The organism is Cedecea davisae DSM 4568, assembly GCF_000412335.2.
Classification (GTDB): Bacteria; Pseudomonadota; Gammaproteobacteria; order Enterobacterales; family Enterobacteriaceae; genus Cedecea; species Cedecea davisae.
In genome coordinates this window covers 4,189,223-4,211,352 of the sequence record NZ_KE161030.1, presented here as the reverse complement: position 1 = coordinate 4,211,352, position 22,130 = coordinate 4,189,223, and the positions used below count along the sequence as shown (strand labels likewise).

The window sequence follows — 22,130 nt, the reverse complement described above, 5'->3', positions numbered from 1 at the left end:
GCTAGCCCCGGCCTGATTGTTTTGCCTTCCCGTTTCTTCCCTGCACGCCCTGATAAAGCTCCGACACCTTCACGAAATATTGCGTCAGATAGTTGATGCAAACCTCAACCTTCAGCGGCAGTTTATCCTTCTCGGTATACAGCGCGTAGACCGGACGAGGATCGGACTGGTAGCGCGGGAACAGGATCTCAAGCTGCCCGCTATTGATCTCGTCGATCACCCACATCAGCGGCGCATAAGCTATCCCCGCTCCGGCTTTTAGCCAGCGGCTGAGCGTCATCGGATCGTTGGTCACAAAGCGCCCCTGCGGCAGCAGCCGGGTAGAGATCCCTTCCGGTGCGATCAGCTCAAATTCGTTGTCCGGGCGAATGCTGTATTCCAGCCACGAATGGTTTGCCAGGTCTGCGGGTTTTTCCGGGGTGCCGTGCTGCTGTAGATAGTTTTTCGCCGCACAGACTACCATCGGCATCGAACCCAGCCTGCGTGAAAACAGGCTGGAGTCCTGCAATGCGCCCACGCGGATAACCAAATCCAGCCCGTCTGCAATCAGGTCCGGTGCCGGTATGCCGGTAACCAGGTTTACCGTTAGCCCCGGGTGTTCACGCAGCATTTCGGCGGTCATGTCGGCCAGGACATTCTGTGCCATAGTTGAAGAACTGCCGATGCGCAGCGTGCCAATAGGCGTGTTATTAAAGGCGTAGAGCTGCTCGTGAACCTCCTGTGCCTCATGGAGCATTTTACGACAGCCCTGATAATAAATTTTTCCCGCTTCAGTCAGACCGATGCTGCGGGTGCTGCGGTTAAGAAGTTTTACCTGCAGCTCATCTTCCAGCTTTGAGACAATCTGGCTGATGGAAGAGACGCTCATTTGCAGCTGCCTGGCTGCGGCAGTGTAGGAGCCAAGTTCGACGACTTTGGCAAACACCGACATACGTTTAAGTCGTTCCATTGTTAACTCTGAGTGAAAAGTGATTTAGATCACATATTATAGATAACAGGGTAACAGTTACGTTAATATATTATTATTAGCCTAACTCATACCGCGCGCTCGCTTGCCTTTTCTGGCCTCTTAGTCGCGGTTTACCGTCGAGTTATGTACCGCCTGCATTATCTAATCAAGGTTAAAATGAGTCTATTTCCGGTAATCGTAATATTCGGTCTTTCGTTTCCGCCGATATTCTTCGAGTTAATTTTGTCGCTCGCTGCCTTCTGGCTGGCGCGTCGGCTGCTGACCCCAACCGGCATCTATGATTTTGTCTGGCACCCGGCATTATTCAATACAGCGCTCTATTGCTGCCTTTTTTATCTGATTTCGCGTTTGTTCGTTTGAGGTTGATGTGAAAATACTAACAAGAAACATAACCCGTACCGCTATCACGCTTTTGCTGGTGCTGCTGGCCTTCATCGCTATCTTCCGCGCATGGGTGTTTTATACCGAATCCCCGTGGACGCGTGACGCTCGTTTTACCGCCGACGTTGTGGCGATTGCGCCAGATGTCTCCGGCCTGATAACCACCGTTGACGTGCAGGACAATCAGCTGGTGAAGAAAGACCAGGTGCTGTTTACCATCGACCAGCCGCGCTACCAGAAGGCGCTGGAGCAGGCGGATGCCGATGTGGCCTATTACCAGGCGCTGGCATCCGAGAAGCGCCGCGAGGCCGGTCGGCGTAACACGCTCGGCATTCAGGCTATGTCGCGCGAAGAGATAGACCAGTCGAACAACGTGCTGCAAACCGTGCTGCATCAGCTGGATAAAGCTCAGGCGACCCGCGACCTTGCAAAACTTGATTTACAGCGCACGGTGATCCGCGCCCCTGCGGACGGCTGGGTGACAAACCTTAACGTCCATACCGGTGAATTTATTAATCGCGGCGCGACGTCCGTGGCGCTGGTGAAGCAGAATTCTTTCTACATTCTTGCCTATATGGAAGAGACCAAACTTGACGGCATTCGCCCGGGCTACCGGGTGCAGATTACCCCGCTGGGCAGCAATCGTGTGCTGCGCGGCAGTGTCGATAGCATCTCGGCCGGGGTGACCAACGCCAGCAGCACCAGCGATTCCAAAGGAATGGCGACCGTTGACTCTAACCTTGAGTGGGTTCGCCTGGCCCAGCGCGTGCCGGTACGCATTCGTCTTGATGAACAGCAGGGCAACCTGTATCCGGCGGGGACTACCGCCACCGTCGTTGTCACCGGTGAGAAAGATCGGAAAGCGGAAAACGATTCGGCGTTTATCAAACTCTTGCACCGCCTGCGTGAGTTCGGTTGAGTTGGCCGCCTATGTATAACATCTCCACGCTACACGTCCGCTTTGCAATCAAACTCGCCTTTGCCATTGTGCTGGCGGTGTTTGTTGGCTTCCAGTTTCAGCTGGAAACCCCGCGCTGGGCTGTGTTGACGGCGGCAATCGTCGCCGCAGGGCCTGCCTTTGCGGCAGGCGGCGAGCCTTACTCCGGGGCCATTCGCTATCGCGGCATGCTGCGTATTATCGGGACTTTTATCGGCTGTGCCGCCGCGCTGGTTATCATCATCACGCTGATTCGGGCGCCGGTTGTCATGCTGCTGGTGTGCTGTATCTGGGCCGGTTTTTGTACCTGGATCTCCTCCCTTGTTCGCGTTGAAAACTCCTACGCCTGGGGCCTTGCTGGTTATACGGCTCTGATTATCGTCATCACTATTCAGGCCGCGCCGCTTACCACTCCGCAATTTGCCGTTGAACGTTGCAGCGAAATTGTCATCGGTATTGTCTGCGCAATCGTCGCCGATTTGCTGTTTTCACCGCGCTCGATTAAGCAGGAAATCGACCGGGAGCTGGATAATCTGCTGGTGGATCAATACCGGCTGATGCGGCTCTGTATCGCCCACGGTGACAAGGAAGAGGTTGATAAAGCGTGGAGCGGGCTGGTGCGCAAGGTCACGGCGCTCAACGGCATGCGCGGCAATTTGAATATGGAGTCCGCCCGCTGGTCGAAGGCCAATAGCCGCCTCAAGGCCATCAACACGCTCTCTCTGACTTTGATTACCCAGGCCTGCGAAACCTTCCTTATACAAAATACTCGCCCTGAATACGTCACGCCGGAGTTCCGCATGCTGTTCGCCACGCCGGTTGAAACCGCGGCGGATGTCTATAAGCGCATGAAGGTACTGCGTCGCGCTATTTCCGCCATGGGCGAAAAGGCCACGCCGGTGACTATCGGCTCATGGGTTGGCGCCTCCACGCGATTTTTGCTGCTTAAACGCGGTTTTATCTGCAACAGCCGGGTGAGCGCCGTGGAAGAGGAAGTGTTGAACGGCGAGCCGGTTATCAAAGTGGAGTCGGCGGAGCGCCACCACGCAATGATTAACTTCTGGCGCACCACCATCTCTTGCGTGCTGGGGAGTCTGTTCTGGCTCTGGACCGGCTGGACATCCGGCAGCGGGGCGATGGTGATGATTGCCGTGGTTACCGCCCTGGCGATGCGTTTGCCTAACCCGCGCATGGTCTCGCTCGATTTTCTGTACGGCATGCTGGTGGCGCTGCCGCTGGGGGCGCTTTACTTCCTAGTTATCCTGCCGTCTACCCAGCAAAGTATGCTGCTGCTGTGCATCAGCCTTGCGTTGCTGGGCTTCTTTATGGGGATTGAGGTCCAGAAACGGCGGCTGGGATCGATGGGGGCGCTGGCCGGGACTATCAACATTATCGTGCTGGATAATCCGATGACGTTCCACTTCAGCAGCTTCCTGGATAGCGCGCTGGGGCAAATCGTCGGCTGTTTCCTGGCGATGATGGTTATCCTGCTTATCCGCGATAATTCTAAAGAGCGCACCGGGCGCACGCTGCTGAACCAGTTTGTCTCCGCCGCCGTTTCGGCGCTGACCACCAACAATGCACGGCGCAAACAGAACCATTTACCTGCTCTGTACCAGCAGCTCTTCCTGCTGCTGAATATGTTCCCCGGCGATATCGACCGCTACCGCCTGGCGCTAACGCTGATCATTGCGCACCAGCGCCTGCGCGATGCGCCGATACCGGTGAATGATGACCTTTCTGCCTTCCACCGGCAGTTGCGTAAAACGGCGGATAAAGTTATCTCCGCCAGCAGCGACGATAAACGCGAGCGCTACTATCAGCAACTGCTGGGCGAGCTGGAAATTTATCAGGAGAAACTTCGCCTGTGGGAAGCGCCGCTCCAGGTTACCGAACCGGTGAAACGGCTGGCCGATATATTGCACAAATATCAGCACACTCTGATAAATGCCTGATTAATCCGAATGGAAAAGAGCCGACGCCTGCGTCGGCTTTTTTCTATCTATACTTAACAGCGGTCAACGGGACGAACACTTCTGAACAGGAGAAAATATGACTAATCAGACCCTCCAACAAAGTGAACTCTTCAAAACCGGCTATCTGGTCGACGGTAAGTGGCACGCGCTCGGTGAAACCTTTGAGGTACTGAACCCGGCCACCGGTGAAGTGGTTGCCAGAGTGGCAAAGGCCGGTAAAAAAGAGACCGAAGCCGCTATCGAAGCAGCAAGTAAAGCTTTCCCCGCCTGGCGCGCCAAAACGGCCAAACAACGTTCTGACCTGCTCTACGGCTGGTATCAATTAATTCTGCAACATAAAAGCTGGCTGGCGCGACTGATGACCCTTGAGCAGGGTAAACCGCTTAAAGAGGCGGAAGGTGAAGTTGAGTACGCCGCCAGTTTTATTCAGTGGTTTGCCGAGCAGGCAAAGCGCGCTAACGGCGAAATTATCCCTCCGGCTAAGACCGGGTCACGGATCCTTGCCACTCGTGAACCCGTGGGCGTGGTTGCGGCTATTACGCCGTGGAATTTCCCGATGGCGATGCTCACCCGTAAGCTTGGCCCTGCTCTTGCCGCTGGCTGCACAGGCGTCATAAAACCTGCCAATAACACGCCGCTTTCTGCTTTTGCGCTGCTGGAACTTGCTCGCCAGGCCGGTATACCGGACGGTGTACTAAATGCCGTCGCGGGGAAAACGCCGGAGATCAGCGATGCGATAATGGCCAGCCAACAGGTGCGCAAAATTTCCTTCACCGGCTCGACCGCAGTTGGCAAAACGCTGATGCGTAATGCGGCCCAGACGATGAAGAAAGTCTCGATGGAGCTTGGCGGCAATGCGCCCTACATTGTGTTTGACGATGCCGACATCGATGAGGCCGTTAAAGGCGCTATTGCCAATAAGTTCCGCAACGCCGGGCAGGTTTGCGTCAGCGTTAACCGCTTCTTTATTCAGCAGGGCGTCTACGACCAGTTTGTGAATAAGCTTGCCGAAGCGGTTAAAAAGCTGAAAGTAGGAAACGGCCTGGAAGAGGGCGTTGTGGTTGGCCCTCTGATTGAATCCTCGGCGGTAGATAAAGTTCGTGAGCATGTAGAGGACGCGCTGGCAAAAGGCGGCAAAGCCCTGGTGGGTGGGAAGCCTCATGCGCTGGGAGGTAACTTCTGGCAGCCCACGGTGATTATCGATGCCAGCGACGAAATGAAGCTGGCTCAGGAAGAGACATTTGGTCCGCTGGCCGCCTGCTTTAGTTTCAAGACTGAAGAAGAGGTTATCGAGCGCGCCAATAATACGCCGTTTGGCCTTGCGGCGTACTTCTATACCCAGAACCTACAGCGCGTATTTCGCGTCTCGCAGGCGCTGGAAAGCGGCATGGTGGGCGTTAATGAATGTGCAGTTTCCACCGAGCTTGGCCCGTTTGGCGGGGTAAAAGAGTCCGGCCTGGGGCGAGAGGGTTCCGTGCTGGGGCTGGAGGAGTTCCTGGAAGTGAAAACGTTACACATCGGCGGGCTGTAGCTCTCCCGCTTGCGATAAACGGTCAGGACGGCAGCGATGAAAAAATACACGTTTGATTTTAGCCAGATTGAAGACAACCCTGCGTTTTACCAACGGTTTTCAGAGCTGCTTTCCTTAAGCAAAGGCGTGGTACACGATTTAGACAGCCTGTGGGAGGTGGTCACCGGTGCCGCGTTTTCCCTGCCGGCAGAAATTGAATTTACGCATCTGCCGGAGAATAAACGGCGCAGGTTTGGTGCGCTTATCCTGCTGTTTGATGAGGCGGAAGAGGAGCTGGAAGGCCAGCTTCGCTTTAACATTCGCAGCTAAACGCGAATTTCGGGCATAAAAAAGCCCCCGGCGAGCGGGGGCAAGGTCGTAGGACAAGTACGACGAGGGTTTATTTGTACAGTTCAGCAGTTGCGTGCCAGGTGTCGCCGCTACGTGCTTCGGTAATACGGTATGCGGATGCACCTTGTTCTGTCGCTTTCTGCGAGAGTTCCTGACGCATATCCATTGGCGCGCTGCCAATCTGGCTTACAGAGATTGAGCCCATGGACTGCATGCCTTGAGCCTGTTCGCTATTGATCTGGTGAGCTGCGGCGTTAGCGCCTAAAGAGATAACCGACAGCAGGCTCAGTGCGGCGATAGTTAATTTGGTTTTCATAGTCTTTACTCCTGAAGGTTTACACGGCGGCCGGAAGGGCTTGATAGCGATTTTTCTACTTGGGGCCGCTCGAGGCTTAACGTTTTTAGTTCTATCTATTCAACTGACTTATGGCTGACGGCTGTTACTTATACAGCTCGGCAGTTGCGTGCCAGTGGCCACCGGTGCGGGCTTCGATTACGCGGTAGGCTGAAGCGCCGTTTTGCTCGGCTTTCTGGTTCAGCATTTCATGCATATCCATCGGCGAGCTGGCGATATCGTCAACGGAAACGGTGCCTAAAGACTGGCGGTTTTCCGCTTGCTGCGCGTTGATAGAGTCAGCGGCAAAAACGCCGAAAGACAGTGCGGATAGCAGGCTGGCGGTAACTAAAGTGGCTTTCATGTTCATCATTTTTTCCTCGTCGTATTCTTTTGGTTGGGTCATCGTTCTGTGACCCTCATCACGAAATTAAGTATACACTAGTTTCGGGGAAAATTAATACCTTGCTAATTGTTGCCTATGCAACTTTAAATTAATGAAATGATTTTTTATTACCCATAGTTATAAAAAAGACGTTTTTATCGCGCCATTTTTGTTAAATATAAGTAAAATCATATATATGGGTCAATTTGACTATTTGTGCGGTAAAGCACAGAACAATGGCCTGTGGAATGCTATTGAAGCAATTCCATACGCTGGGCTGAGGTTTTTTTACCGAAGATTACCGGGGCGGGAGGATAAAGCCCGCCATATAACACGGCGGGCTGAAAAGAAGAGGAGGATTACAGCTCTTGTTCGAACAGGACCAGAATCGCTTCGTACAGCTCTTTCACGGTGAAGTCATTGGCCGGGGTGGTAAAGATGGTGTCATCTCCGGCGATGGTGCCGAGGATACCTTCAGCTTTACCCAGTGAGTCCAGAAGGCGCGCAATAAGCTGTGCGGCACCCGGGCTTGTGTGGATAACCACTACGGCGTCGTTGTAATCAATGTCCAGCACCAGGTTTTTCAGCGGGCTGGAGGTCGTCGGAACCCCAAGCTCTGCAGGCAGGCAGTAAACCATCTCCATCTTGGCATTGCGGGTTCTGACCGCGCCAAACTTGGTCAACATGCGGGAAACTTTGGACTGGTTGATGTTTTCGAAACCTTCGTTTTGTAACGCCTGAACTATCTCGCCCTGTGAGCTGAATTTCTCTTCTTTAAGTAACGCTTTGAAAGCCTTTACTAATTCTTCTTGTTTCGAGGAGTTACGCATAAATAACCTATCCTGGGTAAAAGAGATAACATTATTATGCATTTAAATGAATTTTTATGCAAATTGTTCATCTTCCTTCAGGCGCGAGAGCGATCGCCAGCCTGAATGCTGTGGGACAATTATCCGGCGGGAGTCAGCCTGAAATAATGTTATGAAAGCGGGGGATTTTATCAAATTTCGTTATCGGCGAACATGCCTGTGTCACGACTCGCAAATAAGCCTCAAAGTAAATTAAATGTTATCAAAATGATGTTGTTTTGGTTGGCCTTGAGGGGTAATGTAACCGCCGTTGATGTAACCACATCAGGTCGTGACCGGGCGCTATGGCGTCGTTCCTCCCGGCGAGTAAATGCAGCAGCAACGCGGTCGATGATTGCGGAATATCGCAATCTGGCAGCGGGAAGATTGTAATTATCTCTTCTCTGGATTATGGTCGCCACCGCATGGAGTTACGGCACGATTTTGCTAACCATAATAAGGAGTTTAGGATGAAAGTTGCAGTCCTCGGCGCAGCCGGCGGTATCGGCCAGGCGCTTGCCCTTCTACTTAAGACCCAACTGCCTTCAGGCTCAGAACTCTCACTGTATGACATTGCTCCGGTAACCCCTGGGGTTGCGGTGGACCTGAGCCATATCCCTACAGACGTGAAAATCAAAGGTTTCTCCGGCGAAGACGCAACTCCGGCGCTGGTTGGCGCGGACGTAGTGCTGATTTCTGCTGGCGTGGCGCGTAAACCAGGTATGGACCGCTCCGACCTGTTTAACGTCAACGCGGGCATCGTGAAGAATCTGATTGAGCAGGTTGCTAAAACGGCACCAAAAGCCTGCATCGGTATTATCACCAACCCGGTTAACACCACCGTTGCTATCGCGGCGGAAGTGCTGAAGAAAGCGGGCGTTTACGATAAAAACAAACTGTTCGGCGTGACCACGCTGGATATTATCCGCTCCAACACCTTTGTTGCCGAGCTGAAAGGCAAAAAGCCAACGGATATCGAAGTTCCGGTCATCGGCGGCCACTCAGGCGTGACTATTCTGCCTCTGCTGTCCCAGATCCCGGGCGTGAGCTTCACCGAGCAGGAAGTGGCTGACCTGACCAAACGCATCCAGAACGCGGGTACTGAAGTGGTTGAAGCTAAAGCCGGTGGCGGATCGGCTACGCTGTCCATGGGCCAGGCCGCAGCTCGTTTCGGTCTTTCTCTGGTTCGTGCGCTGCAGGGCGAAAGCAATGTTGTTGAGTGCGCGTATGTTGAAGGTGACGGCGAGCACGCACGTTTCTTCTCTCAGCCGCTGCTGCTGGGTAAAAACGGTATTGTTGAGCGCAAAGCTATCGGCACCCTGAGCGCCTTTGAGAAACAGGCGATGGAAGGCATGCTGGATACCCTGAAAAAAGACATTCAGCTGGGCGAAGATTTCGTTAAGTAATCGACCTCAGAATAAAAAAACCGGAACTCAGTTCCGGTTTTTTTATGTCCGCAGTTTAGTTACTTCCGGCGGGATATTCCTGGATAGTGACCTGAAGCGTCAGCTTTTTATCTTCACGCATCACTTCAACCGGGATAACCGAGCCTGGTCTAATTTCTGCAACCTGGTCCATGGTCTCCAGCGCGGAGATGGCCGGTTTGTGGTTGACCGAGATAATCACGTCATTGACCTGAATACCTGCCTGAGCGGCCGGACCTTCCGGTGAAACTTCGTTCACGATAATCCCCTGCAGCTGGTCGATGCCGGTAGACGGGCCGTGCAGCGGGGTAATTTCTCTGCCGCCGATGCCGATATAGCCGCGGATCACCCGGCCATCGCGAATCAGCTTATCCATTATTTTGGTCGCCAGCTGAGTTGGGATAGCAAAGCCGATCCCTTCCGGGGTTTCGCCGTCGTTGCTCTTATCAAACGACAGGGTATTGATGCCCATCAGCTCGCCTAAGGAGTTAACCAGCGCCCCGCCCGAATTCCCGCGGTTGATGGAGGCGTCCGTTTGCAGGAACGACTGGCGGCCTGACGGGCTAAGGCCGATGCGGCCGGTGGCGCTGATAATGCCCTGAGTTACCGTCTGCCCGAGGTTGTACGGGTTGCCTATCGCCATGACAACGTCGCCGATGTGCGGCTGGCGTTTGCCGTTAATCGGAATAATCGGCAGGCTGGTGGCGTTGATTTTCAGCACGGCCAGGTCGGTCAGGCTGTCGGAGCCAATCAGCAGCGCTTCGAAAACTCGCCCATCCTGAAGCGCAACGATGATTTGCTCCGCGTCGTTAATAACGTGTTTATTGGTAATGATGTAGCCGCGGCCGTCCATGATAACGCCGGAGCCGAGGGTTTTTATCTGCAGCTGATTCTGGCCGTTATTGCCCACGCTGCGGTTATAAACGTTGACCACCGCCGGGGCAGCACGGCGCACCGCCGGGTTAAAACTCATCGGCGTTTCGTCGGCGCTGTCATATTGCGATGGTACCAGCGGGCTAACGGCCTTGCGCAATGACGGCATCGCGATCAACAGCAGCCCCGCGACAATCAGCCCAATCACCACCGAACGTAAGATCTTTAGGAACATGAATTTGAGTTAATCAGTGAGAAAAATCGAACGCAGAATAGCATGAGTTGAACGGACATCGTACAGACGATGTCCGTTTCTCTGCTGCCTTTAACGCAACAGCAGATAAATGCTGTCTTCACCGCGAACAATGTGGAGCGCGATAACCGCAGGCTTGGTTTCGAGCACCTTACGCATTTCTGCGATGCTGTGCACACGCTCGCGGTTAATCCCGACAATCACATCATCTTTATGCAGGCCAACCTGAGCGGCAGGCGTGCTTTTTTCAACGTTATCCAGGCGAATGCCTTTCCCGCCGTCTTTTAACTGCCCGTCGCTCAACGTGGCACCCTGAAGCGCGGGAAGTATCATATCTGCGCTGGCGGAGGAGGCCGTGCTCTTGTCCAGCGTGACGCTGACCTCGAGTGGTTTACCGTCACGCAGCAGGCCGAGTTTTACCACCGTACCGGGTTCGGTGGTGGCGATTTTGGCGCGCAGTTCGGCGAAACTGTTAAGCGGGTTACCGTTCAGACTGGTAATCACGTCTCCTGCTTTTACGCCAGCTTTGGCCGAGCCGGACTGCGGCAGCACTTCGCTGACGAAAGCGCCGCGCTGGGTAGACAAATTAAACGCTTTGGCGATGTCGGCGCTCATCTCGGTGCCTTTAATCCCCAACAGGCCGCGTTTGATTTCGCCAAACTCCATCAGCTGTTTAGCCAGGGTTTGCGCCATATTGCTTGGGATAGCGAAGCCAATACCGACGCTGCCGCCGCTCGGAGCCAGAATGGCGGTGTTTATCCCAATCAACTCGCCATTAAGGTTCAGCAGCGCGCCGCCGGAGTTGCCGCGGTTGATGGAGGCATCGGTCTGGATGAAGTTTTCCAGCCCTTCGAGATTAAGGCCGCTGCGGCCTAATGCGGAAACTATACCGGAAGTTGCCGTTTGCCCAAGGCCAAACGGGTTGCCCACAGCGACGGCAAAATCGCCGACCTTCAGCTTGTCTGAGTCCGCAACTTTAATTTCGGTGAGCCCGGTAGCGTTTTGTAGCTGGATAAGCGCGATATCGCTTTGGTCGTCTCCGCCGATGAGTTTTGCATCAAACTCGCGTCCATCGTTGAGCTGAACGCTTATCTTTTGTGCCTGATTAATAACGTGATTATTGGTCAGCACGTAGCCTTTGGCGGCGTTAATGATGACGCCTGAGCCGAGGCCTTCAAACTGCTGAGGCGCGTCTGACGGAGCCCCATCGCCGTAGAATTTTTTAAACTCTTCCGGCACCTTTTGACTTGAAACCGATGCGGTACCTTCAACCTGTACGCTGACGACCGCAGGCAGCACTTTTTCCAGCATCGGGGCAAGGCTCGGCAGCGCGGGCTGGCCTGGAACCTGGGAGGGCAGTGACGCCCTCGCCAGAGGGGATACGCCGAGCGTCAGACCGACGCTTAACGCTACTGCACTCAACAGCCGGATTTGTTTCTTCATTGGATGCTGGCTCTCGTCACCTGGAAAAAGGAATGCCCACTTACTCAATCGATGTTATTGAAATATCAATCGACTAACAATGGCGTAATAAGAAAGCAATAGATTATTAAATGATAGCTGCGGCAGGAAAGGATGGGGGGCACGCAGGCCGTGCCCCTGAAAAAAAGCTGAAACTGGGATTAATCGCGTTTTGCGCCGGTACGCAGCAGGCCAGAAGCGCCTTCTGAATAGTCGCGCGGCATCTGAACCGGAGCCTGATCGTTGCTGGCTTCTGACTCCGCAAGGCGGTTGCGGAACGGGTTCGCTTCGGCGGACATTTCCGGCAGCAGGCTGCTGGAGCTTTTCGCCATATGCTGATAAAGCTGGCGATAATCGTGCGCCATATTATCCAGCAGCTCGGCGCTGCGGGCAAAGTGGCTGACCAACTCTTCACGATACTCTTCGAGTTCCGCTTTATTTTTTTCCAGCTCATACTGCATAGCTTGTTGTTGGCGCAGCTTGCGGTTGCCAAAGCGCATGGCGACGGCACCGATAATAAGGCCCACTACTAACCCAATAAGCGCATATTCCCAAGTCATGAACTTCTCCCGTTATCTTGTGATTCCGTAGGGTAATGTAGCCACTATAACCGTTAACCTAAGAGAAGTGGAATCCTGACGCAGCATCGCTTAGGGTAGAACGGCCTTTTTTTCGACAACCGAATTCGAAAACGACAGTGAACGGCTATCCGATTCTAAAGGGAATACCATAATACCATGCAAAATCTCTCTCCCGCATCGCGCTATCAACAGGCCCTGGCAGAGGGCAGCTACCAACCCGACGAAGTACAGCGCGAAGCGGTTATGCGTTTAGATACTATCTGGCAGGCGCTGACGACAGAAACTCAGCCGGAAAACACAGCCGGCTTATTTGCCCGCTTCGGCAAGCTACTGGGCAAACGTGACGCGCCCACCTCGCGGGAGCCGGTTCGTGGCCTGTATATGTGGGGGGGCGTAGGGCGCGGTAAAACCTGGCTAATGGATATGTTCTTCCAGAGTCTGCCGGGGGAGCGCAAATTACGCCTCCATTTCCACCGTTTTATGCTGCGGGTTCACGAAGAGCTGGCGCAAAACCAGGGCCACAGCGATCCGCTTGAAATCGTTGCCGATGGTTTTAAGGCCGAAACCGACGTCTTGTGCTTTGATGAGTTTTTTGTCTCTGACATCACCGATGCCATGCTGCTGGGTACATTAATGAAAGCGCTGTTCGCCCGGGGCATCACCTTAGTGGCCACGTCGAATATCCCGCCGGACGATTTATACCGTAACGGGCTACAGCGCGCGCGATTTTTACCGGCTATCGAGGCCGTGAAACGCTATTGCGATGTGATGAACGTAGATGCCGGGATTGACTACCGCCTGCGTACGCTCACTCAGGCACATCTTTGGCTGTCGCCGCTTAATAGCGAGTCCGCGCAGCAGATGGAGAAACTTTATGCGGCGCTGTCCGGAACTAAGCGCGAAGGCGGCCCGGTGCTGGAGATAAACCACCGCCCGCTGGCCACGCTCGGCACCGCCAACCAAACGCTGGCGGTGGATTTTACTACGCTGTGCGTGGATGCCCGCAGCCAGCACGATTACATCGCACTTTCCCGCCAGTTCCACACCGTGATGCTGTTTAATGTGCCGGTGATGACGACGCTTATGGAAAATGAAGCGCGGCGTTTCATTGCACTGGTGGATGAGTTTTATGAACGCCATGTCAAATTGGTGGTGTCGGCGAATGCTGAACTATTTGATATTTATCAAGGGGAAAGGTTAAGATTCGAGTTCCAGCGCTGCCTCTCCCGCCTGCAGGAAATGCAAAGCGAAGAGTATTTGCGGCTCTCTCATCTGCCCTGACGATGAATATGTGATATCAACTACAAATTGTGGTCGATTTTTGAGGGCGACTTCTCTATAATCTTGCGACCCCACGTTACAACCAAAGTTTTTTTCCCAAAACTTTTGTCGTGCCGGCATAGGCTATTCGAAGGGGTAGGTTTGCTGGACAATGTCGCGTGAACCTCAACTGATTTTAAACGTTTGGGTGTTCACCAACGTGTAACTATATATTGGGTAAGCTTTTAATGAAAACTTTTACAGCTAAACCAGAAACTGTACAGCGCGACTGGTATGTTGTTGATGCTGAAGGTAAGACCTTAGGTCGTCTGGCTACTGAACTGGCTCGCCGTCTGCGCGGTAAGCACAAAGCGGAATACACTCCGCACGTTGATACTGGTGATTACATCATCGTTCTGAACGCTGACAAAGTTGCTGTAACCGGCAACAAGCGTACTGACAAAGTGTATTACCATCACACCGGCCACATCGGTGGTATCAAACAAGCGACCTTTGAAGAGATGATTGCCCGCCGTCCTGAGCGTGTGATTGAAATCGCGGTTAAAGGCATGCTGCCAAAGGGTCCGCTGGGCCGTGCTATGTTCCGTAAACTGAAAGTTTACGCGGGCACCGAGCACAACCACGCGGCACAGCAACCGCAAGTTCTGGACATTTAATCGGGATTATAGGCAATGGCTGAAAATCAATACTACGGCACTGGTCGCCGCAAAAGTTCCGCAGCTCGCGTGTTTATCAAACCGGGCAACGGCAAAATCGTTATCAACCAACGTTCTCTGGAACAGTACTTCGGTCGTGAAACTGCCCGCATGGTAGTTCGTCAGCCGCTGGAACTGGTCGACATGGTTGAGAAACTGGATCTGTACATCACCGTTAAAGGTGGTGGTATCTCTGGTCAGGCTGGTGCGATCCGTCACGGTATCACCCGCGCTCTGATGGAGTACGATGAGTCCCTGCGTTCCGAACTGCGTAAAGCAGGCTTCGTTACTCGTGATGCTCGTCAGGTTGAACGTAAGAAAGTCGGTCTGCGTAAAGCACGTCGTCGTCCACAGTTCTCCAAACGTTAATTGTTCTCTGCTTACGCAGAAAGGCAATTGGCAAAAACCCGGTCTTTGTACCGGGTTTTTTTATGTCTGTAATTTATATTATCGGTTTTAACGCTTTGAAATGGTTTGTCTTTTAGGCAAATTCAACACGTAGCCACCACAAAACCGGTAAAATCTGGTAAACTATCATCCAATTTTCTGCCCAAATGTCGGCATCAGGTTTGTTCTCGCTTTCTTTTCAGGCGTTAACGGTGTTACGGCGAAGCGTTGGGTAATAAACGGTCAGGTTAGTCGCCGCTTGCGGCTATTAGCAGTAATTTTCTGGATAAACTTGGAGGTTTTCATGGCTGTCGCTGCCAACAAACGTTCGGTGATGACGCTGTTTTCCGGTCCTACTGACATCTACAGCCATCAGGTACGCATCGTGCTGGCTGAGAAGGGTGTTAGCGTTGAAATTGAGCATGTGGAAACGGATAACCTGCCTCAGGATCTGATTGACCTCAACCCAAATCACAGCGTACCGACCCTGGTTGACCGCGAACTGACGTTGTGGGAATCCCGCATCATCATGGAATATCTTGATGAGCGTTTCCCGCACCCGCCGCTGATGCCGGTTTATCCGGTTGCGCGCGGTGAAAGCCGTCTGTATATGCATCGCATTGAGAAAGACTGGTACACCCTGATGAACGTGGTGATGAACGGCTCCGCGCAGGAAGCGGACGCGGCGCGTAAGCAGCTGCGTGAAGAGCTGCTGAGCATCGCTCCGGTATTCACTCAGAAGCCTTTCTTCCTGAGCGACGAGTTCAGCCTGGTAGACTGCTACCTGGCTCCGCTGCTGTGGCGTCTGCCGCAGATGGGCATCGAGCTGACCGGTGCGGGTTCTAAAGAGATGAAAGGTTATATGACCCGCGTCTTCGAGCGCGATTCCTTCCTGGCCTCTTTGACCGAACCTGAGCGCGAAATGCGTCTGCAGACTCGAGGCTAATTGATGGATATGTCGCAACTGTCTCCGCGCCGTCCTTACCTGCTGCGAGCCTTCTATGAGTGGTTGCTGGACAACCAGCTCACGCCGCATCTGGTCGTGGATATCACGCTGGAAGGTGTGCAGGTTCCAATGGAGTACGCGCGTGACGGGCAAATTGTGCTGAACATTGCTCCTCGCGCCGTGGGCAACCTTGAATTAGCCAATGACGAAGTGCGTTTTAACGCGCGCTTCGGCGGCGTACCGCGGCAGGTCAATGTACCGATGGCCGCGGTGCTGGCAATTTATGCTCGTGAAAACGGGGCCGGGACGATGTTTGAGCCGGAAGCGGGCTACGATGAAGACGCAGAAAGCCATAACGATGACCAGCCTGCAGCAGGCGAGTCAGAAACGGTAATGCAGGTTATTGACGGCGATCGTCCGGACAACGCCGATCGCGACAATAACCCTGACGACGATCCGCCTCCGCCGCCGCGCGGTGGCCGTCCGGCGTTGCGCGTAGTGAAATAAGAAAAAGCCAGTCGAAAGACTGGCTTTTTTATTGGGGCAAACTCTACCGGAGCAACAAGACCCGATAGCCGAAGCTATCAGGCCTCCTGCTTTTATACTTCGAGGAAGTTCAGGATCCCATCCGCCGCCTTGCGGCCTTCGGCAATCGCCGTTACCACCAGGTCAGACCCGCGAACCGCATCGCCGCCGGCGAAGATTTTGGGGTTGCTGGTCTGGAACGCGTTTTCGCTGCCTTCCGGGGCGATGATGCGGCCCTGGCTATCCAGTTCGACGCTGTGCTGCCCCAGCCATTCCATGCTGTGAGGGCGGAAACCAAACGCCATCACTACCGCATCGGCAGGCAGAACGTGCTCGGAACCGGCGACGATTTCAGGGCGACGGCGGCCATTGGCATCCGGCGCGCCCAGTTCGGTGCGAGCAACTTTCACGCCGCAAACCCGGCCATTAGCGTTAATCTCAACGCCCAGCGGCTGGAGGTTGAACTGGAACTCCACGCCTTCTTCACGCGCGTTTTTCACTTCACGCTTAGAGCCCGGCATGTTCTCTTCGTCACGGCGGTAGGCACAGATAACGTGCGTTGCGCCCTGGCGAATAGAAGTACGCACGCAGTCCATCGCGGTGTCGCCACCGCCCAGCACCACAACGCGTTTGCCTTCCATGCTGACATACGGCTCTTCGGCAGTTTCACCGAAGCCCATCATTTGCTTGGTATTAGCGATAAGGAACGGCAGCGCGTCGTAAACGCCAGGCGCATCTTCGTTCTCTAAACCGCCGCGCATAGACTGGTAAGTGCCCACGCCGAGGAAAACAGAGTCGAATTCGCTCAGCAGCTCGTCCATCTGTACGTCACGACCGACTTCGGTATTGAGCTTGAACTCGATGCCCATGCCGCTGAAAATCTCGCGGCGCTTGGTCATCACTTCTTTTTCCAGCTTGAAGGCCGGAATGCCGAAGGTCAGCAGGCCGCCGATTTCAGGGTGTCTGTCGTAAACCACGGCTTTTACGCCATTACGCGCCAGCACGTCGGCACAGGCCAGCCCCGCAGGGCCAGCGCCGATAATCGCAACGCGCTTGCCGGTTTGCTTAACGCCGGTTAAATCCGGTTTCCAGCCCATCTCAATGGCTTTATCGTTGATATAGCGCTCGATGTTGCCGATGGTGACCGCACCAAACTCGTCGTTCAGGGTGCAGGAGCCTTCGCAAAGGCGATCCTGCGGGCAAACGCGGCCGCAAACTTCCGGCAGGCTGTTGGTCTGGTGAGACAGCTCGGCCGCCTCGATAATGCGCCCTTCATTGGCCAGCTTCAGCCAGTTTGGAATGTAGTTGTGAACCGGGCATTTCCACTCGCAGTACGGGTTACCGCAGGACAGGCAGCGGTCCGCCTGCGCCTTGGCCTGGCCTTCCGAGAAGGGTTCGTAAATTTCCACGAACTCGATCTTGCGGATCTTCAACGGCTTTTTCGGCGGATCAACGCGCTGCAAGTCGATAAATTGATAAACGTTTTGACTCATCGTGACCTCTTACTGCGCCTGCACCCGCAGCTCAGCTGCGGAACGACTGCGGTGACCCAACAATGCTTTGACATCACTGGACTTCGGTTTAACCAGGGTGAATTTCGCCGCGAAGGATGGCCAGTTCGCCAGGATCTCTTCGCCACGCTGGGAGCCGGTTAGCTGAACGTGTTCGGTTATCATGCCGCGCAGATGCTCTTCATGAATCGCCAGTTCTTCCACGTCGAGTAATTCAACCAGTTCCGGATTCACGCGTTTACGGAACTCGCCGTCTTCGTCAAGCACGTAGGCGAAGCCGCCGGTCATGCCCGCGCCGAAGTTAACCCCGGTTTTGCCAAGAATGCAGACGATACCGCCGGTCATGTATTCGCAGCCGTTATCGCCGATACCTTCAACCACGGTGATAGCACCGGAGTTACGCACCGCAAAACGTTCACCCGCGCGGCCTGCTGCGTACAGCTTGCCGCCCGTTGCGCCGTACAGGCAGGTGTTGCCGATAATCGTCGCTTCGTGGCTGCGGAAGGCCGAGCCTACCGGAGGACGCAGTGATATCAGACCGCCTGCCATGCCTTTGCCTACATAGTCGTTGGCATCGCCGGTCAGGTGCAATTCCACGCCGCCAGCGTTCCACACGCCGAAGCTCTGGCCCGCGGTGCCGCTGAAATGTGCCTTGATTGGGTCTGCTGCCAGACCCTGGTCGCCGTTATGCTGCGCGATGTAGCCGGAAAGCGAAGCGCCCACGGAGCGGTCGGTATTGCGGATGTCAAACCAGAAGGTTTTGCTCTGCTTGTCATCAACATACGGCTGCGCCTGGGTTAACAGCTGCGCGTTCAGGTCGCCTTTGTCAAACGGCGGGTTGTGCTCGGTGCAGTACACCGCTTTGCCCGGCATCGGTTCTGCGGTTTTCAGCAGCGCCGAGAGATCGAGCTTCTGCTGCTTGGCGGTAAAGCCTTCCAGCTCTTTCAGCAGATCCGTGCGGCCAATTAAGTCCACCAGACGCTTCACGCCCAGCAGTGCCATCAGCTCGCGGGTTTCGCGGGCGATAAATTCAAAGTAATTGGTCACTTTGAACGGCAGGCCGTGATAGTGGTTCTTACGCAGCTTGTCATCCTGGGTTGCTACGCCGGTCGCGCAGTTGTTCAGGTGGCAAATACGCAGGTATTTACAGCCCAGGGCGACCATTGGCCCGGTGCCGAAGCCGAAGCTTTCCGCGCCGAGAATAGCCGCTTTAATGATATCGAGGCCGGTTTTCAGGCCGCCATCCACCTGCAGGCGGATCTTGTGACGCAGACCGTTTGCTACCAGCGCCTGCTGGGTTTCTACCAGGCCAAGCTCCCACGGGCAGCCAGCGTATTTCACGGAAGAAAGCGGGCTGGCACCCGTGCCGCCGTCATAACCGGCGATGGTAATCAGGTCGGCATAGGCTTTCGCCACGCCGGTCGCGATGGTGCCGACGCCCGGTTCAGAAACCAGCTTCACGGAGATCATCGCTTTCGGGTTGACCTGTTTAAGGTCGAAAATCAGCTGCGCCAGGTCCTCGATAGAGTAAATATCGTGGTGCGGTGGCGGAGAAATCAACGTCACGCCCGGCACGGAGTAGCGCAGTTTCGCGATGTACGGCGTCACTTTATCACCCGGCAGCTGGCCGCCTTCGCCCGGCTTAGCGCCCTGAGCAACTTTAATCTGGATAACGTCGGCGTTGACCAGGTAGGCCGGTGTTACGCCGAAGCGGCCGGAAGCCACCTGCTTGATGCGTGACACTTTGTTGGTGCCGTAGCGGGCAGGATCTTCGCCGCCTTCACCGGAGTTGGAATTACCGCCGATGCTGTTCATTGCTTCGGCCAGCGACTCGTGTGCCTCCGGGCTTAATGCTCCAATGGACATCGCCGCGGTATCAAAGCGTTTAAACAGCTCGCTGGCTGGCTCAACATCTTCAATTTTGACGGACTCATCCTGCGGGTTCAGGGTCAGCATGTCGCGCAGCGTTGCCACCGGGCGTTCGTTGACCAGCTTCGCGTACTGCTGGTAATCGCCATAGTCGCCGCTTTGCACTGCTTTTTGCAGCGTCTGAACCACGTCCGGGTTATAGGCGTGGTATTCACCGCCGTGGACGAACTTCAGCTGCCCGCCTTGATCCAGCGGCTTACGCACCAGCCAGGCACGCTTGGACAGGTTCAGCAGATCCTGCTGGAAGTCGGCGAAGCCCGCGCCGCCGATGCGGCTGACTGCACCCTGGAAGCAAAGCTCGGACACTTCTTTGTGCAGGCCGACGGCTTCAAACAGTTTGGAGCAGCGGTAAGAGGCGATAGTCGAGATGCCCATTTTGGACATGATCTTGTACAGCCCTTTATTGATCCCGTTGCGGTAGTTCTGCATCACCGTGCGGTAGTTTCTGTCGATTGCGCCGTTATCAACCAGCTTCGCCAGAGTTTCATAAGCGAGGTATGGGTAGATTGCGGTGGCGCCAAAGCCGAGCAGAACCGCAAAGTGGTGCGGGTCGCGGGCGCTGGCGGTTTCAACGATGATGTTAGCGTCGCAGCGCAGGCTCTTGTCCACAAGGCGAGTCTGGATTGCGCCAACGGCCATTGGAGCCGGAACCGGCAGGCGGTTTTTGGCAATATTACGGTCGGACAGCACCAGCAATACCGTGCCGTTGCGAACCATACGTTCGGCTTCGTCGCACAGCGCCGCTACGGTTTCGTGCAGTGATTTTTCCGTAACGTCGTAAGTGATGTCGAGCGTATCGGCGCGATAATGCTCTTCTTCCAGCGTGGTCAGCTGCTGGAAATCGGACCACAGCAGGATTGGCGATTTGAAGCTCAGGCGGTGGGCCTGGCCTTCCGCTTCGCAGAAGACGTTCATTTCGCGGCCAATGCTGGTGGCCAGCGACATAACGTGGGCTTCACGCAGCGGGTCGATAGGTGGGTTAGTCACCTGTGCAAACTGCTGGCGGAAGTAGTCATAAATAATGCGTGGCTGGCTGGAAAGCACGGCAAACGGGGTATCATCGCCCATTGAGCCAACGGCTTCCTGGCCGTTCTCGCCCAGCACGCGAATGACCGAGTCCAGCTCTTCGCTGCTGTAGTTAAATTGCTTCTGATAGCTGGCGAGCGTGTCGTCGTCCATTTCGCGAGTGCCGACGCGTTCGTCCGGCAGCTCTTCAAAAGGCACCAGGCGGCGAACGTTTTTCTCCATCCACTCTTTGTAAGGGTGGCGGCTTTTCAGATCGTTGTCGGTCTCTGCGGAATGCAGAATACGGCCAACGCGGGTATCGATAACCATCAGCTCGCCGGGGCCAACGCGGCCTTTTTCAACCACTTCGTCCGGCTGGTAATCCCAGATCCCAACCTCGGACGCGCAGGTGATGAGCTTATCTTTGGTAATAACGTAGCGTGCTGGGCGCAGGCCGTTACGGTCCAGGTTACAGGCGGCGAAACGCCCGTCGGACATAACGATACCGGCCGGGCCGTCCCACGGCTCCATGTGCATGGAGTTAAAGTCAAAGAAGGCGCGCAGCTCCGGGTCCATATTCGGGTTGTTCTGCCAGGCAGGCGGAACCAGCAGACGCATAGCGCGAACGATATCCATCCCGCCCGCCAGCAGCAGCTCAAGCATGTTATCCATGGAGCTGGAGTCAGAGCCGGTTTCGTTGACGAACGGCGCGGCGTCGTGCAGGTCAGGAATCAACGGCGTCTGGAATTTATAGGTACGAGCGCGTGCCCACTGGCGGTTACCGGTAATGGTGTTGATCTCGCCGTTGTGCGCCAGATAGCGGAACGGCTGAGCCAGAGGCCAGCGAGGTACGGTGTTGGTGGAGAAGCGCTGGTGGAACAGGCAAATGGCTGATTCCAGGCGCAGATCCGCCAGGTCCAGGTAGAAGCGCGGCAAATCCGCCGGCATACACAGACCTTTATAGATGTTCACCAGGTTAGAGAGACTACAGATATAGAAGTCTTTGTCTTCCTGGATGCGTTTTTCGATACGGCGACGGGCGATGAACAGGCGACGTTCCATATCGCGAGGACGCCAGCCCGCCGGGGCATTAACGAAAATTTGCTCAATACGTGGCAGAGAGGAGAGGGCGATTTCACCGAGCACATCTTTATTAACCGGCACTTCGCGCCAGCCAACAATAGACAGGGTTTCGTTTTGCAGCTCTTCTTCAACAATGCGGCGGCTGGCGCGGGCAAGCGCGTCATCCTGGCTTAAGAAAATCATGCCAACGGCATAGTTTTTAGCTAAACGCCAATTGCGCTCTTCTGCAACGATGCGGAAGAAACGATCCGGTTTTTGCAGCAACAGGCCGCAACCATCACCGGTTTTACCGTCGGCCAGAATCGCGCCGCGGTGCTGCATACGGGCCAGTGCGTGAATAGCGGTACGCACTACCTTGTGGCTAGGTTCGCCTTCTATGTGGGCGATCAGGCCGAAACCACAGTTATCCTTCTCGAGGGATTTATCGTACAACATATCAGTGAACCTCCCCAGGCTCTACGTTACCCCCAACCGTTTGCGCGTG

At 54.8% G+C, this 22,130-nt stretch carries 20 protein-coding genes; 11 read left to right on the top strand and 9 right to left on the bottom strand.

Annotated features, from left to right (window positions below; genetic code table 11):
- Window position 1: 1 nt before the first annotated feature.
- Entirely contained in the window at window positions 2-949 is a 948-nt protein-coding gene (gene aaeR, locus HMPREF0201_RS19190) for an HTH-type transcriptional activator AaeR (protein ID WP_016538419.1), read from the bottom strand.
- A gap of 177 nt (window positions 950-1,126) precedes the next feature.
- Between aaeR and aaeX the strand changes: the two genes are divergently transcribed.
- The 5 genes from aaeX (at window position 1,127) to HMPREF0201_RS19165 (ending at window position 6,104) form a co-directional block, all read left to right on the top strand.
- On the top strand, window positions 1,127-1,330 hold the full coding sequence (aaeX, locus tag HMPREF0201_RS19185; protein ID WP_008454892.1) for a p-hydroxybenzoic acid efflux pump operon protein AaeX: 204 nt from the start codon (window positions 1,127-1,129) through the stop codon (window positions 1,328-1,330).
- Between the two features lie 7 nt (window positions 1,331-1,337).
- The gene (aaeA, locus tag HMPREF0201_RS19180) at window positions 1,338-2,270 is read left to right on the top strand and encodes a p-hydroxybenzoic acid efflux pump subunit AaeA (protein ID WP_016538417.1); all 933 of its coding nucleotides are present in this window, start codon (window positions 1,338-1,340) and stop codon (window positions 2,268-2,270) included.
- An 11-nt stretch (window positions 2,271-2,281) separates the two neighbouring features.
- On the top strand, window positions 2,282-4,243 hold the full coding sequence (gene aaeB / locus HMPREF0201_RS19175; RefSeq protein WP_016538416.1) for a p-hydroxybenzoic acid efflux pump subunit AaeB: 1,962 nt from the start codon (window positions 2,282-2,284) through the stop codon (window positions 4,241-4,243).
- Between the two features lie 97 nt (window positions 4,244-4,340).
- Window positions 4,341-5,795 (top strand): NAD-dependent succinate-semialdehyde dehydrogenase, encoded by a 1,455-nt coding sequence (locus HMPREF0201_RS19170; RefSeq protein ID WP_016538415.1) that lies wholly within the window; start codon window positions 4,341-4,343, stop codon window positions 5,793-5,795.
- A 36-nt stretch (window positions 5,796-5,831) separates the two neighbouring features.
- Window positions 5,832-6,104: a barstar family protein gene (locus HMPREF0201_RS19165; protein ID WP_016538414.1), complete on the top strand. Its 273-nt coding sequence runs from the start codon at window positions 5,832-5,834 to the stop codon at window positions 6,102-6,104.
- Between the two features lie 70 nt (window positions 6,105-6,174).
- Here HMPREF0201_RS19165 and yhcN (HMPREF0201_RS19160) read toward each other — a convergent pair whose 3' ends face one another.
- The 3 genes from yhcN (HMPREF0201_RS19160) to argR all read right to left on the bottom strand — a co-directional run bounded on the left by yhcN (HMPREF0201_RS19160) (window position 6,175) and on the right by argR (window position 7,674).
- Window positions 6,175-6,441 carry a peroxide/acid stress response protein YhcN gene (gene yhcN, locus HMPREF0201_RS19160; RefSeq protein WP_016538413.1) on the bottom strand — a complete coding sequence of 89 codons (267 nt, stop codon included), beginning with the start codon at window positions 6,439-6,441 and terminating at the stop codon, window positions 6,175-6,177.
- Between the two features lie 124 nt (window positions 6,442-6,565).
- Window positions 6,566-6,829, bottom strand: coding sequence for a peroxide/acid stress response protein YhcN (gene yhcN / locus HMPREF0201_RS19155; RefSeq protein ID WP_039899448.1), 264 nt, complete (start codon window positions 6,827-6,829; stop codon window positions 6,566-6,568).
- Between the two features lie 374 nt (window positions 6,830-7,203).
- A complete protein-coding gene (gene argR, locus HMPREF0201_RS19150; protein WP_039899447.1) occupies window positions 7,204-7,674 on the bottom strand; it encodes a transcriptional regulator ArgR in 471 nt (156 codons plus the stop codon).
- Window positions 7,675-8,162: 488 nt separating this feature from the next.
- Here argR and mdh point away from each other — a divergent pair, with 488 nt between their 5' ends.
- Complete coding sequence (mdh, locus tag HMPREF0201_RS19145; RefSeq protein ID WP_039898870.1) at window positions 8,163-9,098, top strand: malate dehydrogenase; 936 nt, start codon at window positions 8,163-8,165, stop codon at window positions 9,096-9,098.
- A 55-nt stretch (window positions 9,099-9,153) separates the two neighbouring features.
- Here mdh and degS read toward each other — a convergent pair whose 3' ends face one another.
- The 3 genes from degS to zapG form a co-directional block, all read right to left on the bottom strand.
- The gene (degS, locus tag HMPREF0201_RS19140; RefSeq protein ID WP_016538409.1) at window positions 9,154-10,224 is read right to left on the bottom strand and encodes an outer membrane-stress sensor serine endopeptidase DegS; all 1,071 of its coding nucleotides are present in this window, start codon (window positions 10,222-10,224) and stop codon (window positions 9,154-9,156) included.
- A gap of 90 nt (window positions 10,225-10,314) precedes the next feature.
- The gene (degQ, locus tag HMPREF0201_RS19135) at window positions 10,315-11,685 is read right to left on the bottom strand and encodes a serine endoprotease DegQ (RefSeq protein WP_016538408.1); all 1,371 of its coding nucleotides are present in this window, start codon (window positions 11,683-11,685) and stop codon (window positions 10,315-10,317) included.
- Between the two features lie 179 nt (window positions 11,686-11,864).
- A complete protein-coding gene (gene zapG / locus HMPREF0201_RS19130) occupies window positions 11,865-12,263 on the bottom strand; it encodes a Z-ring associated protein ZapG (RefSeq protein ID WP_016538407.1) in 399 nt (132 codons plus the stop codon).
- A 177-nt stretch (window positions 12,264-12,440) separates the two neighbouring features.
- Here zapG and zapE point away from each other — a divergent pair, with 177 nt between their 5' ends.
- The 5 genes from zapE to sspB all read left to right on the top strand — a co-directional run bounded on the left by zapE (window position 12,441) and on the right by sspB (window position 16,100).
- On the top strand, window positions 12,441-13,565 hold the full coding sequence (gene zapE / locus HMPREF0201_RS19125; RefSeq protein WP_016538406.1) for a cell division protein ZapE: 1,125 nt from the start codon (window positions 12,441-12,443) through the stop codon (window positions 13,563-13,565).
- 227 nt (window positions 13,566-13,792) lie between these two features.
- Window positions 13,793-14,221 (top strand): 50S ribosomal protein L13, encoded by a 429-nt coding sequence (rplM, locus tag HMPREF0201_RS19120; protein ID WP_008454874.1) that lies wholly within the window; start codon window positions 13,793-13,795, stop codon window positions 14,219-14,221.
- A gap of 15 nt (window positions 14,222-14,236) precedes the next feature.
- On the top strand, window positions 14,237-14,629 hold the full coding sequence (rpsI, locus tag HMPREF0201_RS19115; RefSeq protein WP_000829818.1) for a 30S ribosomal protein S9: 393 nt from the start codon (window positions 14,237-14,239) through the stop codon (window positions 14,627-14,629).
- Window positions 14,630-14,951: 322 nt separating this feature from the next.
- Window positions 14,952-15,593 carry a stringent starvation protein SspA gene (gene sspA / locus HMPREF0201_RS19110; protein ID WP_016538405.1) on the top strand — a complete coding sequence of 214 codons (642 nt, stop codon included), beginning with the start codon at window positions 14,952-14,954 and terminating at the stop codon, window positions 15,591-15,593.
- A 3-nt stretch (window positions 15,594-15,596) separates the two neighbouring features.
- Entirely contained in the window at window positions 15,597-16,100 is a 504-nt protein-coding gene (gene sspB, locus HMPREF0201_RS19105; RefSeq protein WP_016538404.1) for a ClpXP protease specificity-enhancing factor, read from the top strand.
- 92 nt (window positions 16,101-16,192) lie between these two features.
- Here the strand turns inward: sspB and HMPREF0201_RS19100 are convergent, their stop codons facing one another.
- Together HMPREF0201_RS19100 and gltB are read right to left on the bottom strand one after the other, a co-directional pair.
- Window positions 16,193-17,611: a glutamate synthase small subunit gene (locus HMPREF0201_RS19100; protein ID WP_016538403.1), complete on the bottom strand. Its 1,419-nt coding sequence runs from the start codon at window positions 17,609-17,611 to the stop codon at window positions 16,193-16,195.
- A gap of 9 nt (window positions 17,612-17,620) precedes the next feature.
- Entirely contained in the window at window positions 17,621-22,081 is a 4,461-nt protein-coding gene (gltB, locus tag HMPREF0201_RS19095; RefSeq protein ID WP_016538402.1) for a glutamate synthase large subunit, read from the bottom strand.
- Window positions 22,082-22,130 lie beyond the last annotated feature (49 nt).